Raw genomic sequence first — 16,138 nt, 5'->3', positions numbered from 1 at the left:
ATTGCGTGTTTGAGTCCATGTTTATGCGTCAATGCCTTGCTGTGACGGCAAGGCGTTGGTACATTTAGTGCAATTTTTATCTTCAATTCTTGCAGGATGAACGAAGAATATGTTCAAAAAACTTCGTGGCATGTTTTCAAACGACCTATCAATTGACTTAGGTACTGCCAACACTCTTATTTATGTTAAAGGTCAAGGCATTGTCCTTGATGAACCATCTGTAGTTGCTATTCGCCAAGACAAAGGCCGTGGTGGAAAAACTGTAGCGGCTGTCGGTCATGCAGCTAAGCAAATGTTAGGTCGTACGCCGGGTAATATCTCTGCAATTCGTCCAATGAAAGATGGTGTTATTGCTGACTTCTACGTGACTGAAAAAATGCTTCAGCATTTTATTCGTCAAGTGCATGACAACAGTTTCCTAAAACCAAGCCCACGCGTACTTGTTTGTGTTCCTTGTGGTTCAACTCAAGTCGAGCGCCGTGCGATTCGTGAATCTGCATTAGGTGCAGGCGCACGCGAAGTGCACCTTATTGACGAACCAATGGCAGCAGCAATTGGTGCTGGCCTACGTGTTTCTGAGCCAACAGGTTCAATGGTGGTCGATATCGGTGGTGGTACAACTGAAGTTGCAGTTATCTCATTGAACGGTGTTGTTTACTCTTCTTCTGTTCGTATCGGTGGTGACCGTTTTGATGAAGCTATCATCAACTACGTTCGTCGTAACTACGGTAGCTTAATCGGTGAAGCAACCGCTGAGAAAATTAAACACGAAATCGGTTCTGCTTACCCTGGCGATGAAGTGATGGAAATTGAAGTTCGTGGTCGTAACCTAGCTGAAGGTGTTCCACGTAGCTTTACACTAAACTCAAACGAAATTTTGGAAGCACTGCAAGAGCCGCTAACGGGTATCGTTTCTGCTGTGATGGTTGCGCTTGAGCAATGTCCACCAGAACTGGCTTCTGATATCTCTGAAAACGGTATGGTTCTGACTGGTGGTGGTGCACTACTGAAAGATCTTGATCGTCTATTAACGGAAGAAACCGGCATTCCTGTTGTGATCGCTGAAGAACCACTAACTTGTGTAGCTCGTGGCGGCGGTAAAGCTTTAGAAATGATCGATATGCATGGCGGTGATCTGTTCAGCGATGAGTAATGGCTTGTCAGGCACCTTGTAATGAGGTGCCCAATAGGATTGTTATAAGATGAAGCCAATATTTGGTCGAGGACCATCTCTCCAACAACGACTGTTCTTCGCGGTCATGTTATCAGCCAGCCTCATGCTGGCTGATAGTCGTTTAGGAGCATTCGCAAATGTACGTTATTTGCTCAATAGCCTAGTGGCGCCTATTCAGTATGCTGCAGATTTGCCGCGTACCATGTTTAACGATTTTTACTCTCTGTTCAGCACTCGTGATCAACTGTTGAGTTCGAATCAAAATCTTAAACGTGAAGTGATGACGCTTAAAAGCGACTTAACCCTGCTTGATCAATACCGTGAAGAAAACCAACGTTTACGTAAATTGCTTGGTTCTGAATTTGTCCGTGATGAGAAGAAAGTTGTTACAGAAGTAATGGCTGTTGATACATCACCATATCGCCATCAGGTGGTGATTGATAAAGGCAGAACGGACGGTGTCTACGAAGGTCAGCCTGTTATCAATGAGAAAGGTATTGTCGGACAGGTAACATTTGTTGCCGCACACAACAGCCGTGTATTACTGCTTATCGACCCGAACAACGCTATTCCAGTGCAGAATATCCGCAACGATATTCGAGTGATCGCTTCCGGTAACGGACAAAGTGACGAAATCCAGTTAGAGCATATTCCAACCAGTACCGATATCGATGTCGGTGACATGCTGGTAACGTCTGGTCTTGGTGGTGTCTATCCGGAAGGATATCCGGTGGCTTACATTACTGATGTTGATAAAGATACACGTCGCGAATTTGCCTCGATAAAAGCGAAGCCTGTAGTCGATTTTGATCGCTTACGTTACCTGTTATTGATTTGGCCGAATGAAGACCGCCAACAAAAAGTATTACTCGCAAACCCAGAAGATATTGAAGAGGGCGTAACAGATGGGCAGTAGTGATTGGGGAGGCCGATTTGTTATTTGGGGCTCTTTCCTGTGTGCCTTAATTTTCCAGACGATCCCTTGGCCGGGTTCCCTTGATCTGTTGAGACCATCATGGATCTTGTTGGTGACCTGTTACTGGGTTCTTGCTCTGCCTCACCGTGTCAATGTGGGCTCTGCTCTGGTGCTAGGTCTTCTCTGGGATCTGTTATTAGGTTCGACTCTCGGTATCCGAGGGATGATGATGTCCATCGTGATTTACATTGTCGCCATGAACTTCCTAGTAATGCGAAATATGGCACTTTGGCAGCAAGCTTTTGTGGTTGGTCTGCTCGCTATGGCGCTTGAAGTGTTGATTTTCTTTGGAGAATATCTCATTCAGGATGTCACATTTAACCCATTATCTCTCTGGAGTGGTTTAATTAGCTGTATACTTTGGCCATGGATGTTTTTATTGCTGCGTCGAGTTCGACGTCATTGGCACATAAAATAGAATGAACAAACAACGATTAATTCTGTCGTCTGGTTCACCTAGACGCCGAGAACTACTCTCTCAATTGGGATATAAGTTTGACATGTTAGTCCCAAATGTTGAAGAGAAGCGTTTAGACGGTGAATCTCCCGTTCAATATGTAGAACGTTTGTCCCGCGATAAGGCTCTAGCTGGCCTAGAATTGGCTAAGCAAAACGCGGCTAATCTTAATGTGAACGAGCAGGACTATGTGGTTTTAGGCTCGGACACAATAGTGGTTCAAGACAATCGCGTATTAGAAAAGCCACAAAACTTTTCTCACGCCAAAGAGATGCTTGAGTATCTTTCGGGGACTCAGCATCAAGTAATGACGGCCGTGACGGTCGCTGCAAAAGAAAAACATCGTTCTGTGGTCGTGACCACAGATGTATGGTTCAAACCCTTGTCAGAGCAAGAAATAGAACAATATTGGCAAAGTGGTGAGCCTTGCGATAAAGCTGGCAGTTATGGCATTCAAGGATTGGGTGGGCGATTTGTAACTAGGATTGAAGGTAGCTACCACGCAGTGGTGGGATTACCGCTCTATGAAACTGACCAGCTCTTGCACGAATTTATATTTTAGTATTATTAAAAATTGAGGTGCGCTCATGAGTGCAGAGTTGATCTTGAATGTCACACCGAGTGAAACACGGGTGGCAATGATCGAAGGTGGAGTCCTTCAAGAGATCCATATTGAACGTGAAGCAAAAAGAGGCATTGTCGGAAACATCTACAAGGGTAAAGTCAGTCGAGTTCTACCCGGTATGCAAGCGGCTTTTGTGGATATTGGCCTAGACAAAGCAGCTTTTTTACACGCTTCAGATATCGTTCCTCACACAGAATGTGTGGCGGAAAATGAAAAACAACAGTTCCAAGTGCGCGATATTTCTGAATTGGTTCGCCAAGGTCAGGATATTGTTGTGCAAGTAGTGAAAGATCCTTTGGGAACCAAAGGTGCCCGTTTAACCACAGATATCACTTTACCATCGCGTTACTTGGTCTATATGCCGGGTTCTGCGCACGTAGGTGTTTCTCAGCGAATTGAAAGTGAAGCTGAACGTAATCGCCTAAAAGCAGTAGTGGCACAGTATTGCGACGAGAATGGTGGATTCATCATTCGTACCGCGGCTGAAGGTGCGGACGAAAAAGAATTGGCGCAAGATGCGGCTTTCCTCAAACGCCTCTGGGTTAAAGTCATGGAGCGTCGTGCGAAATACAAAACTCGTTCAACGCTGTACGGTGAACCTGGGCTGTCTCAACGTATTATTCGTGATTTTGTCGGCACAGAACTGACCAGCATCTTGGTTGATTCACGTCTGGAATTCGAAAACCTCAAAGAGTTCACGTCCGAGTTCGTTCCAGAGCTGACCGACAAACTTGAGCTATACGAAGGTGATAAACCCATTTTCGATATGTACGACACGGAGAACGAAATTCAACGTTCTTTGGAGCGTAAAGTCGAGCTTAAATCTGGCGGTTATCTGATTATCGATCAGACTGAAGCCATGACGACGGTTGATATCAACACCGGCGCTTTTGTCGGCCGCCGTAATCTCGAAGAGACCATATTCAACACCAACATCGAAGCAACACAGGCTATTGCTCGCCAGCTGCGTTTACGAAATCTGGGCGGCATCATCATCATCGACTTTATCGATATGGCTTCCGATGATCACCGCAAGCGAGTACTTGCTTCGCTGGAAGCTGCGCTCAGCAAAGACCGAGTCAAAACGAATATCAACGGATTTACGCAGTTGGGATTAGTTGAGATGACTCGTAAACGTACACGAGAAAGTATTGAACATGTTCTGTGTTCTACTTGTCCAACTTGTGAAGGTCGTGGAGCGGTGAAAACCGTTGAAACGGTTTGCTTTGAAATACTGCGTGAAATTACGCGAGTGAACCGAGCCTACGACTCAGACAAGTTTGTTGTGTACGCATCTCCGGCAGTGGCAGAGACTTTGCAAGGCGATGAGTCTCATGCGCTTGCTGAGCTGGAGCTGTTTATTGGTAAAGAAGTTCGTATTCAAGCGGAACCTCTGTATATCCAAGAACAATTTGATGTTGTGATGATGTAAAAGGATATTGAGTGAGCTCAACCTTTACCCGCCTTGGGCGATTTATTTTATGGCTTATTGTTAGCCTATTGGTGTTATTGGCTGTTGTGGTAACTGCTTTGCGGGTACTGCTGCCTGAAATGAATCGCTACCAAAGTGAAATCGAGCGCTGGGCGACTCAGCAAACCAACATACAGTTTAAAGTGACCGATGTGCGTGGTTTTTGGAAAAACACGCACCCTTCACTCGCTCTCAAAGCTGTAAGAGCGGAACTTCCCGTAAGCAGTAAAATCCACATATCTACTCAGCAAATTGATATCGAATTTGACTTATTTCAGTCTCTGCTAAATCGCCAGCCGGTGATAGCGGATATGAGCATTCATGGCATGAAGTTGGATATCAGTTCCATAGACTGGAACCGCATTGCAACTTCTGATCGCGACGATAGCTCTGACGCGAGCAATGAAGGACAAGTTGTGCAACTGCTGGACGACCTGTTCTTACGCCAACTTGATAATTTTTCGCTTCTTAACTCAACAATTTTGTACCAGACAATGACAGGCGAAATTCGACAGCTTGATATCGCTAAGTTGCGTTGGCGGAACAAAGGTTCTCACCATTTTGCAGAAGGTGAAGTGAGCTTAGCGGATGCTAATATCAACTCTCTGTTAGTAAGTGCTGACTTTGAAGACCATGGCTCACTGCTTGATATTTCTGGTGATTTCTATGCGAGTGCCGACAATCTGCGCGTTACCCCTTGGTTAACTCGTTACCTGAAGGAAGAAACAGGTATTGAGCGCGGAAGAGTAAGCTTTAACGCGTGGATGACCCTGAATCACAATCAACCCGTTGATGGCTACGTTGAGCTGAAACCGTCAGAGCTTATCTGGGGGGAAGAAGGCAGTACCAACGAACTCTTACTGGAGTCTGGCATTGTTAAGCTAATGCCTGCTGACAAAGGGTGGCAGGTTAATGCCCACTCTTTGCAGCTGCGTACCAATGATACAGCTTGGCCAGATCTCGATGTTGCTCTTGATTGGCAACCGGAAGGTTGGACGTTAAATTTTTCTCAAATAGATGTAGAAACGCTCTTGCCTCTAGCGGCTTTGATGCCAAATTCTCAGCAATCTACCAAACTGATTAATGACTTGAAACCGGGCGGATTATTGGAAGATATCCGAGTTTCTATGGGACAAAGCATCGACTCATTGCGTTATTCTGCGCAGCTAACGGATGGTCGAATCGCACAATGGTATTTACTTCCTGAAGTGCATCAACTTCAGGCAAAGATTAGCGGTTCTGCTGATATTGCAAAAATCCATGCCACCTTGATTGATGATACCTTGCCGTATGGCGATGTGTTTCAGGCGCCACTGAACATTCGTCATGGTGATGTGAATTTAGTTTGGCAAACAGACAGTGAAGGCTGGTCACTTTGGGCTGATAAAGTCACTGTTGCTACTCCTGACTTGCAGGCATTAGGCGCATTTCGTCTCGATTTTCCTCACGATAAAAGTCCATTCTTGTCATTTTATCTAGAAGCGGATGCTTATAACGCGGGTGAAACTTGGCGTTATTTGCCAACTCTTGCGCTGGGGGATGACTTGACCGACTACTTGTCTACCGCCATTCAAGGTGGTCGAGTCGATACCGCCAAACTGATTTGGTATGGCGATTTAGGCTCATTTCCGTATCAGGATCATAATGGTGTATTTCAGGCATGGGTCGGACTGAAAGAAGGTAAGTTTAGTTTTGATACCGCTTGGCCGACGATCACTAATCTGCAATTGGATTTGTTGTTTGAAAACGATGCCATGTATTTAGATTCAAATGCGGCGACGTTAATGGATGTGAACGCCAAACGAATCACAGGGCGAATCCCAAGTTTAGCACCGGATGGTTATATCGAGATTGAAGCCAGTGCTGTGGCGGAAGGGAATGCCGTTCGAGCGTATATGACGGCGACACCGCTGGTTGATTCTGTGGGTGCGGCGCTTAACGCCGTTCAAGTGAGCGGTGAAGTTACTTCTGAGTTTCAGTTAAATATTCCGTTTACCCGAGACAAAGAACCTCGCGCTTGGGGTTGGGCTGAATTATCAAAAAATCATGTGGATATTGATGCTCCACCAATGATGTTGGATTTGGTATCCGGTCGCATTAACTTCGACAACGATGTGATTACCGCTGCGGGCTTGTCATCCAAGTTGTTAAAACAACCGATCTCCTTTGATTTTCAGGGCGAAAGTACGCCTCAAGGTTATGCGGTAAACATTGATGTTATCGGTGACTGGGATGTGAAACCTCTGGTGCCTTATGTTGGAGAACGTTGGCTCAAGCGTCTGAAAGGTCACGCACCGTGGCAAACCAGTGTGGCTTTGCAGTTAAACGATGTTGGCTTTACTTACCAGATAGACAGTACCGCAGACCTGAAAATGGTTGCGAGTGAATACCCGTACCCATTGGCAAAGAAAACGAAAACAGCGGGCAAAGCGAATCTGCAGGCTTCGGGGAATCAGGAATCGATTACTGCGCGTCTTCAGCTTCCTCAAGCCAAGTATCAGGCTGAGATTGATATCAGACCTAAAACGCCAGTGTTAACAGCGACCAACTTAGTGCTTGGTCAAGGTGGTTTTAAAATCAGTCCAGTTGTTGGGCACCATGCTCAGGTTCGTCTTGACCGATTTAACTTAGATGACTGGATTGCTGTGATGAATGATGTGCCTGTTGCTAAAGCGGGCAAGTCAAGTCTAGATAAAATGAACACTCCGGAGATTCCAGTTCCGCAACGTGTCGATCTAAAAACTCAAGAACTGACTCTTGCCGAGATTGAGTGGCACGATGTTGACTTTAATGCACGTCAGAAAGGCCTTGGCTGGGTTATGAACTTAGAAAGCCAAGAAGCAAAAGGGCAAGCCAATTACATTCAGCCTTATGATTTATCGGTCTCTTTCGATCGTCTGCATGTGTTTGTTCCATCGTTAGACGAAGAACAGCCTAAGCCTTTATTGGCGGCGCATACTAAACAATCGGATCCTCTGATTTCTGAGTTTGACCGAGAGTTTCATCGCCTGATGCCAAATCTTACTCTGGTCATTAACGACTTTTGGCTGCAAGGTTATAAAGTTGGCAAAGTGAATATGGATTTCCAGCGTAGAGGCAACACTCTGGAGTGGAAAAAAGTGGATGTGGTGAGTGGTACTAATACTGTTCATATGAGTGGAGACTGGACACTGACTGACACAACCAGCCACACTAAGCTAAAGTTTGAAGTTCAGGGTGAAAATAACAGCGACCTGATGGAACGATTCGGTATCAGTTCAGGAATTCAGAAAGCCTCGTTCAACATGTGGAGTGACTTGCAATGGGATGGCGCTCCTTGGTCGATGAAGGTCAATACCGTTCAAGGCAATGTAAAAACGGAGCTGGGTAAAGGGGTAATATCCGATGTCAGCGGCGCTGCTAAGTTTCTGGGTCTGTTCAGCTTAGACTCTATCATTCGTAAAATGCAGCTCGATTTCAGCGATGTATTCGATAAAGGCATGGCCTTTGATTCGATCACCGGCAGCGGTGAGGTTGATAAAGGCATCTTTGTTACCAATGATATAAAGATGGATGCCATTGCTGGTGACATGACCATTAAAGGATTAGCGGATCTCAACACTCGTACCGTAGATGCAGAAGTTAACTTTGTACCGGACATTACTTCTGGTATTCCGGTACTGACCGCATTTGCGGTAACGCCACAGACGGCGTTGTATGTGTTGGCGATTACCACGGTGATAGCACCTGTGGTCGAAGTTTTCACCGAAGTAAATTATGAGGTGAAAGGTCCGATGGATTCACCGACAGTAAAAGAACTTTCTCGTAGTCGCGGTGAATTTAAATTGCCGAAAAAACTTAGAGATCTCGCAAAATAAGTTATAGAACCAAGTAAGTCAGACAAAAGTAGGTTGGGCTATTTACATGGAACGTATTGGTTTAATTCAAATGACATCCAGCTCGGATGTGAATGAGAATCTCACTTATATTGAACAGCAAACCAGACTGCTGGCAAAGCAAGGTGCTAAATGGGTGGTTACCCCAGAAAATGCGGTAGTGTTTGGTAACAAAGAGGATTACCACAACAGTGCTGAAGAACTGGGTGATGGGCCTATTCAGGCAAGACTATCGCGCTTAGCTGTAGAGCAGCAGGTTTGGGTTCTCATCGGTAGTATGCCGATTCGCCGAACTTCAGCGGAGACTCAAGGCGTGACTACCACATCCGTTCTGTTTAATCCGCAAGGTCATATTGTGGCTCACTATGATAAGCTGCACATGTTTGATGTTAACGTTGCTGATGGCCACAAGCGTTATCGTGAATCAGAAACGTTTACGCCGGGTAACGATATCGTTGTGGCAGAAACGCCCTTTGCTAAGCTGGGATTGTCCATCTGTTATGATGTTCGTTTCCCTAATCTGTATGCAGAATTACGTCGATTAGGAGCCCAGATACTGTTGGTACCTGCTGCGTTTACTGCCGTAACTGGTAAGGCGCATTGGGAAGTTCTTCTAAGGGCTCGTGCGATAGAAAACCAGTGTTGGGTTATCGCAGTTGGTCAAGGTGGCCATCATGCTTGCGGAAGAGAAACTTGGGGACACTCAATGGTGATCAGTCCTTGGGGTGAGATCATTGCTTCACTAGAGCAAGATGCTGCAAGTCTGATTGTTGATATCGAGTTAGAACAAATAGAGAGTGTGCGTGCTGCTATGCCTATTAGTGCCCACACACGCTTTCGCAATCAATTTATTCTTTCATAAGCAATTTATAGAGAAAAAGAGCTAAACATGAGTATAACCCGCATTGAAGAAGCATTATTAAAACCGGCAGGGCTTACTGAGCAAGATATTGCCGATACTCTGTCGAGCATCGCAACCCGCCAGATTGATTATGCAGATATTTATTTCCAGTCTAGCTGGCATGAGTCTTTGATTTTAGAAGACAGCATTATCAAAGATGGTTCATTCAACATCGACTGTGGTGTGGGTGTGCGAGCTGTCACTGGCGAGAAAACAGGTTTCGCGTATTCCGACCAAATCCAGTTAGAAGGTTTACAGCAAAGTGCGATTGCCGCGCGCGGTATTGCGGAACAAGGGAAGAATGCTTCTGTACAAGCCTTTAAGCGTAATAGTAACCAAACCTACTATGCGGCTGTTAACCCATTAGAAAGCTGGGAAAAACAGAAGAAAACAGAATTACTACAGCAGATAGATGCTTACATCCGCACCAAAGAACCACTCGTTCAAGAAGTCTCTGTTAGCCTGAGTGGCGTGCATGAACAAGTGTTAGTTGCGGCGACAGACGGTACTTATGCTGGCGATATTCGTCCATTAGTTCGTTTATCTATCAGCGTATTAGCGCAACGTGGCGATCGCCGTGAACGCGGCAGTGCTGGTGGCGGTGGCCGTTTTACCTACGACTATTTCTTAAATGAAGAGAACGGACAGAAGATCGTTTTTGCTTATGCTGATGAAGCGATCCGTCAGGCACTGGTTAACCTAGAAGCTGATGCAGCACCTGCGGGCACTATGCCAGTGGTATTAGGCTCTGGTTGGCCGGGTGTTCTACTGCATGAAGCGGTAGGCCATGGTCTAGAAGGCGACTTCAACCGTAAAGAGTCATCAGTATTCTCTGGAAAAATCGGACAGAAGGTGACCTCCGATCTTTGTACTATTGTCGATGATGGCACTTTGAAAGATCTTCGTGGTTCACTGAACGTGGACGATGAAGGTGTGAATGGTCAATACAATGTTCTTATCGAGAACGGCGTTCTTAAAGGCTATATGCAAGATAAGCTCAACGCGCGTTTAATGGGTGTTGCTCCAACGGGTAACGGCCGCCGTGAGTCTTACGCTCATCTGCCAATGCCTCGCATGACCAACACTTACATGCTGCCGGGTCAACATACTCCTGAAGAGATCATTTCTACGGTTAAGAAAGGGGTGTATGCGCCTAACTTCGGTGGTGGTCAGGTTGATATCACTTCCGGTAAGTTCGTGTTTTCAGCATCAGAAGCTTACTTAATTGAAAACGGTAAAGTGACTCGCCCAATTAAAGGCGCAACCTTAATTGGCTCTGGTATTGAAGCAATGCAGCAAGTCTCTATGGTGGGTAATGACCTGAGCATTGACCGTGGTGTTGGTGTGTGCGGCAAGGCTGGACAAAGTGTGCCTGTAGGTGTTGGTCAGCCGACACTGAAACTGGATGCGTTGACAGTGGGTGGCACGGAATAACCGTGTCCTCCAAATAGTGAGCATTAAATCAAAGCCTATGGAATATTGTAGGCTTTGTTGCTTGTTAACAGAGAATGACTTGTTAGCAATAAATTGTGTATTCCCAGAAAGATCGTTTTAAGATCGTCATGCAGGTGGTAATTCGCAACGATCCATGCGATATTGCGCGCAATTAAATTGATACCCTTTTTGTACACTTTGGAGCACATTTTTATGCCTCAACAAGATGATTATCTATCAGTGGAAGACTTCCTAGAAATTCAAAAGGAAGATACTCGCGAAATCATTCAAGCACTGCTGGAAGATGGCAGTGATCCTGAAGCGCTGTATGAGATTGAACACCACTTTTTCGCTGAAGATTTCGAAAAGCTAGAAAAAGCTGCTGTTGAAGCTTTTAAAATGGGCTTTGAAGTTCTTGAAGCTGAAGAAGCAGAAGATGAAGACGGCAGCAAACTGCTGTGCTTTGATGCAACTATGCAGTCTGCTCTTGATCCAGCAGCGATCGACGCTCAAGTTGAAAAACTGGTTAATCTAGCTGAAAAATACGACATCATCTATGACGGGTGGGGTACTTACTACGAGGGCGAAGATGCCTTGTACCCTGACGAAGATGAAGACGATGATGAAGAGTAAGTCTTAATATAGATACCAGCCTAGGCTGGTATTTTTTATTGCCACTATGTTTAAATGGTGCCAACTCTTCTAAAAGAAAATCATTCAATAAGAATATTATGCAGCTTTCTCTCGCCGGTTTATGGCAACTTTCACCGCTCACCGATTTATCCATACCGCAGGACGATATCACTTTTCCGTCCCCACTCAGTGCTGTGTTACCTCAAACTTTGTCTGAAGACGAAATTGCACATCAGGAATGGCACCTCATGCACGATATTGAAGTCGATGAGAGCATGTTGAACTTCGGAGCCGTCGACCTTGTTCTGGAGGGGATCGATTATCATGCGGAAGTCCGTTTGAACGGTGTCGCTCTGTTTGACTGTGACGGCTCTCAGAAGGTCTATCGAAAAGATATTCTTCCGCAACTAACACTGGGAAAAAATCGTTTTGAGATCCTCTTTCTGGAACAAGATGAAGATTGCCTGCTGGATGAAGAAGACGCTGAAGTCTGTTTGTTGAGTGAAGAGGTGAATAAGTACGATGACAGAATAGGCATATGGTGTGAGCCTTATTTGCAATTTATCCGTCATGTACGTTTAGGTGCTGTCACTACAGAACAAATCTGGCACTACGGTGGTGGTTGTGAGTTGCTGGTGAATTTGCACTTCACTACGTTCTCTCCGGGTCTAGTATCAGCAGCGGTCAAGTTTGATGGCATGACGTATCAGCTGCCAATTGACATCCGTAGTGACCATGTCAGTGCACTGTTTCAGGTCGACGCCCCGAAGTATTACGACAAAGCTAATCCAAATCCGAAAGATCTTTATGAGTTAAGCATCCAGTTGGATGGGCAGAGAAAAGTGTGCCAGCTCGGTCTATCTAGAGAGTTTTGCGTGACTCACTTCGTATAGAGTAGAAACCAAAAGCCCCAGCTCTTAGAGTTGGGGTTTTATCTTAGTGAACACATTGCCAGTGATTATGATCGGCTTTACTTTGCCAGAATTTTTCATGGAAGTAGTAAGCACAAGTGTTAAAACTTGGCTCAATCAGTGCCATAACGCCGCCAATTAACCAGCTACCTGTTAGCATGTAGGCCACATTAAATGCCACTGTGTAGTGAATAACAGCAAAGCTCATGGTTTTGATTCTTGGGTTATGAGCATAGCGCTGTAGCGGAGCGTGTCTGTCCCAAACTTTCTCGTGGAAGTAGAATGCTACGGTGTTCACCATTGGCTCAAGCATTGCGATCAGGCTACCTAGAATGATGTCGCCTGTCAGTACGTATGCAACGGTAAATGCAATGCTGAAATGTAATGCTGCAAAACTGATAGTCTTTTTCATAAAGTGCCCAACCTTGTCTCTCTTTGTTGGGTTTATTATTGATAACTATTCGCATTAACGCTAGTGGTATTTTTGAATTACTGTGATAGGCAAAAACTAACAAAAAAGGCGCATTGAGCGCCTTTTTCTATTGTTAAGCTTTTATAGACCCGTTGGTTTGATAACCAGTACATTGACAGGGGAGTTTTCAACAACTTTGCTGGCGACAGAACCTAATACCACTTTATCGATTCGAGATCGTTTGTGACTTGGCATGATAATCAGATCTGCGTGAACCTTTTTAGCGTAATCAAGAATGGTGCTATAAGCTTTCCCTTCTGCAACATACACTTCAAATTCAACGCCGTCAGTGCTGAACTGCTGTGCAAATTTTTTCAGTTGCTGTTTCACATCTTCTTTCATTTGCTTTGCTGCTTCTTTAGGGAAGTAGGTAGCAACCATCGACATGTGAATGCCAGGCAGAACATTGAGCAGATGAACTTTAGCGTTGTTCTGTTTTGCATGCCAAACCGCATGTTCAACAGCCTTGTCACAGAAACCGTGCTCATTTAAATCAACAGGAACAAGAATGTTTTTATACATAATGTTATTTCTCTGAGTGATAATGTCTGGCTATTCCGTTAATGGATTAGCCAGACGAAGGGTTAGGCTATAACTTGCTCTTTTTTCGCTCTTCTTCGTTGATTCCAGCCAAGTAGCACTGTCAGTAGTAGAGCAGGAAGGAATACCCATTCTTTCATTGGTCGTTCACTATCAATAATGATCGATTCAATTTCCCATCCAAAATCGATACCTGCTGATTCTGCAGGACTACCGAATTCCACCATATCAACGATCATTTTTTTACCATCATTGTTGAGCATTAGACCCATTGAAGAAATACGTTCCTCTGGGGTGACTGCTCTGTCGTCAAATGGCAGTAGTACCGTCTTAGATACAAAGTCGCCTTCAATGGTTTCACCAGCAACCAGCAGTTGTACAGGCTCACCAATTGGCGTCTGTTCTACGATTTGAGCAAGTTCTATACCTGGATGCTCTTCTTGTGCTGGGTAAACCATATCCCACCAGAAACCCGGACGGAAGAATGTAAATGTCAAAGCGAGCAGAGCAACAACTTCCCACCATTTTGTCTTGGTAAACCACCAACCTTGTGTCGCGGCTGAGAATAGTAACATCGCGATAATGGATGAGATGATGGTTAGTCCAAGATGCCACCACGTATCAATACCCATTAACAGTAACTGGGTGTTGAATACAAACATAAACGGCAAAATGGCGGTTCGTATGTCGTAGGTAAAACCTTGAATACCGGTACGAATTGGATCGGACTTAGCAATTGCAGCTGCGGCAAATGCAGCCAGACCTACAGGTGGTGTATCATCAGCCAAAATACCGAAATAGAACACAAACAAGTGAACGGCGATAAGTGGGATGATTAATCCGTGCTGAGCACCAAGGGTGACGATAACCGGAGCCATCAGCGTTGAAACCACAATGTAGTTTGCTGTTGTTGGTAAGCCCATACCTAAAATCAGGCTGATCACAGCAGTAAACAGTAGCATCATAATCACGCTACCGCCTGAGATGAACTCAACGAAGTCTGTCATCACAAGACCAATACCTGTCAGCGTTACCACACCCACGACCGTGCCGGCAGCTGCGGTTGCAACCCCGATACCAATCATGTTTCGAGCACCAGACACTAAACTTTCAAGCAAATCGACAACACCTACTTTTGCTTGTTCAGCCGCATCATTCGATTGGTTAAACACTGCCATTAGCGGACGTTGTGTCAGCAGAATGAACATCATAAAGACGGTTGCCCAAAACGCAGACAAGCCCGGAGAAAAACGTTCAACGGTTAAACACCAAACTAAAACAACAATCGGTAATAGAAAGTGCAGACCAGATTTTACTGTTGGACCAACATCAGGGATCTCTAGGATATCTTCGTCAAGATCAAATCCACCATCTTTGGCATGCTTTGCAGATACCTTAACCAGTGCAACATAAGAAGCAAGTAAGGCGATGCCCACTAACACTGTCGCTGCTGAGCCGAAAACATCTTTTGTCCAGCCAATCCCGTAATAGACCACCGCACTAATGACACAGATAGCCAGAATAGTTCCGGTGAAAGAGAGCATGCTTTGTAAGAATGTCGAAGAGTGTCGTCTTGGTAGACCTTGCATACCTGCCTTGCATGCTTCTAAGTGAACTATGTAGATCAAAGCGATGTATGAGATAAGTGCTGGTAATAACGCTGCTTTGATAACTTCAACATAAGAAATACCGACGTATTCCACCATTAAGAATGCAGCTGCACCCATGATCGGCGGCGTTAGCTGACCATTGGTTGAGGCAGCAACTTCGACAGCGCCTGCTTTGGAAGCTGGGAAGCCAACTTTCTTCATTAGAGGAATAGTAAACGTACCTGTTGTCACAACGTTGGCAATCGATGAACCAGAAACCAGTCCTGATAAACCGGATGCAACAACAGCCGCTTTTGCTGGGCCGCCGCGCATGTGACCTAATAAAGAGAAAGCAACTTTAATGAAGTATGAACCAGCACCTGCTCTTTCCAGCATTGCACCAAAGAGCACGAACAGGAATACAAATGAGGTAGAAACACCTAAAGCTACACCGAACACACCTTCTGTTGTTAGCCATAGGTGAGACATTGCTTTATTTAAGCTCGCACCTTTGTGAGCAATAACCTCTGGCATATATGGGCCAGCAAAGGTGTAAAACAAGAATACCGCAGCAACCGCCATTAACGGTGGACCAAGTGCTCGGCGAGTTGCTTCCAGCAGCAATAGCATACCGGCAGATGCGGTAACTACATCAAGCAACGTTGGAGCACCTGAGCGACCAGCTAACTGTGCGTAGAAGATATAAATATATGAAGCACAAAAGCTACCTACAAGTGCGAATACCCAGTCAATAAGCGGGATTCGGTCTCGTGAAGAGTTCTTTAGAGCCGGATAGGCTGTAAAGGCAAGAAAGACAGCAAACGATAAATGAATCGCTCTTGCTTGAGTATCGTTAAGTACGCCGAAGTTAAAAATGAACGGTAACGGAGATGCGTACCAAAGCTGGAACAATGACCAACATAGTGGCACAAACCACAAAATGCGACCCGGAATACCACTTGGGTTTCTGGCGCCTGTATCCGCTTGTGCGACCATCTCTTGCACATCTTGAGACGGAGAATTTGTCTGCGTCATGTACATTATCCTTTTAATGATGGTAAAGAGTTACAACGAAGAGAG

Annotated in this window: 13 protein-coding genes; 10 read left to right on the top strand and 3 right to left on the bottom strand. The window is 45.2% G+C overall.

Features of this window, described 5'->3' with window-relative positions; all coding sequences use genetic code 11:
* Window positions 1–109 precede the first annotated feature (109 nt).
* The 10 genes from P4S58_RS13395 to P4S58_RS13350 all read left to right on the top strand — a co-directional run bounded on the left by P4S58_RS13395 (window position 110) and on the right by P4S58_RS13350 (window position 12,439).
* Window positions 110–1,153: a rod shape-determining protein gene (locus tag P4S58_RS13395; protein ID WP_042489310.1), complete on the top strand. Its 1,044-nt coding sequence runs from the start codon at window positions 110–112 to the stop codon at window positions 1,151–1,153.
* A gap of 49 nt (window positions 1,154–1,202) precedes the next feature.
* Window positions 1,203–2,090 (top strand): rod shape-determining protein MreC, encoded by an 888-nt coding sequence (gene mreC, locus P4S58_RS13390; protein ID WP_102955313.1) that lies wholly within the window; start codon window positions 1,203–1,205, stop codon window positions 2,088–2,090.
* Entirely contained in the window at window positions 2,080–2,568 is a 489-nt protein-coding gene (gene mreD / locus P4S58_RS13385; RefSeq protein WP_042489304.1) for a rod shape-determining protein MreD, read from the top strand. The genes mreC and mreD overlap by 11 nt, the downstream gene beginning before the upstream one ends.
* 1 nt (window position 2,569) lies before the next feature.
* Complete coding sequence (locus P4S58_RS13380) at window positions 2,570–3,169, top strand: Maf family protein (RefSeq protein ID WP_337164256.1); 600 nt, start codon at window positions 2,570–2,572, stop codon at window positions 3,167–3,169.
* A 25-nt stretch (window positions 3,170–3,194) separates the two neighbouring features.
* Window positions 3,195–4,664, top strand: a complete 1,470-nt coding sequence (rng, locus tag P4S58_RS13375) for a ribonuclease G (RefSeq protein WP_042489298.1) — start codon at window positions 3,195–3,197, stop codon at window positions 4,662–4,664.
* A gap of 11 nt (window positions 4,665–4,675) precedes the next feature.
* Window positions 4,676–8,560 carry a YhdP family protein gene (locus P4S58_RS13370; RefSeq protein WP_337164255.1) on the top strand — a complete coding sequence of 1,295 codons (3,885 nt, stop codon included), beginning with the start codon at window positions 4,676–4,678 and terminating at the stop codon, window positions 8,558–8,560.
* A gap of 46 nt (window positions 8,561–8,606) precedes the next feature.
* Window positions 8,607–9,440 (top strand): carbon-nitrogen hydrolase family protein, encoded by an 834-nt coding sequence (locus tag P4S58_RS13365; RefSeq protein ID WP_337164253.1) that lies wholly within the window; start codon window positions 8,607–8,609, stop codon window positions 9,438–9,440.
* A 27-nt stretch (window positions 9,441–9,467) separates the two neighbouring features.
* Window positions 9,468–10,913, top strand: a complete 1,446-nt coding sequence (gene tldD / locus P4S58_RS13360; RefSeq protein ID WP_337164252.1) for a metalloprotease TldD — start codon at window positions 9,468–9,470, stop codon at window positions 10,911–10,913.
* Window positions 10,914–11,126: 213 nt separating this feature from the next.
* On the top strand, window positions 11,127–11,546 hold the full coding sequence (rraB, locus tag P4S58_RS13355) for a ribonuclease E inhibitor RraB (RefSeq protein ID WP_042489287.1): 420 nt from the start codon (window positions 11,127–11,129) through the stop codon (window positions 11,544–11,546).
* Between the two features lie 98 nt (window positions 11,547–11,644).
* Window positions 11,645–12,439 carry a glycosyl hydrolase 2 galactose-binding domain-containing protein gene (locus P4S58_RS13350; RefSeq protein WP_102955316.1) on the top strand — a complete coding sequence of 265 codons (795 nt, stop codon included), beginning with the start codon at window positions 11,645–11,647 and terminating at the stop codon, window positions 12,437–12,439.
* Window positions 12,440–12,482: 43 nt separating this feature from the next.
* Here P4S58_RS13350 and P4S58_RS13345 read toward each other — a convergent pair whose 3' ends face one another.
* The 3 genes from P4S58_RS13345 to P4S58_RS13335 all read right to left on the bottom strand — a co-directional run bounded on the left by P4S58_RS13345 (window position 12,483) and on the right by P4S58_RS13335 (window position 16,093).
* Window positions 12,483–12,869: a DUF2061 domain-containing protein gene (locus P4S58_RS13345; RefSeq protein WP_042489278.1), complete on the bottom strand. Its 387-nt coding sequence runs from the start codon at window positions 12,867–12,869 to the stop codon at window positions 12,483–12,485.
* 141 nt (window positions 12,870–13,010) lie between these two features.
* Window positions 13,011–13,451: a universal stress protein gene (locus P4S58_RS13340; protein ID WP_042489276.1), complete on the bottom strand. Its 441-nt coding sequence runs from the start codon at window positions 13,449–13,451 to the stop codon at window positions 13,011–13,013.
* A 62-nt stretch (window positions 13,452–13,513) separates the two neighbouring features.
* Window positions 13,514–16,093, bottom strand: a complete 2,580-nt coding sequence (locus P4S58_RS13335) for a TRAP transporter permease (RefSeq protein ID WP_337164250.1) — start codon at window positions 16,091–16,093, stop codon at window positions 13,514–13,516.
* Window positions 16,094–16,138: the final 45 nt, after the last annotated feature.

The organism is Vibrio sp. Hal054 (genome assembly GCF_037162405.1).
GTDB lineage: Bacteria > Pseudomonadota > Gammaproteobacteria > Enterobacterales > Vibrionaceae > Vibrio > Vibrio diazotrophicus.
This window is presented reverse-complemented; position numbering and strand designations above follow the sequence as displayed.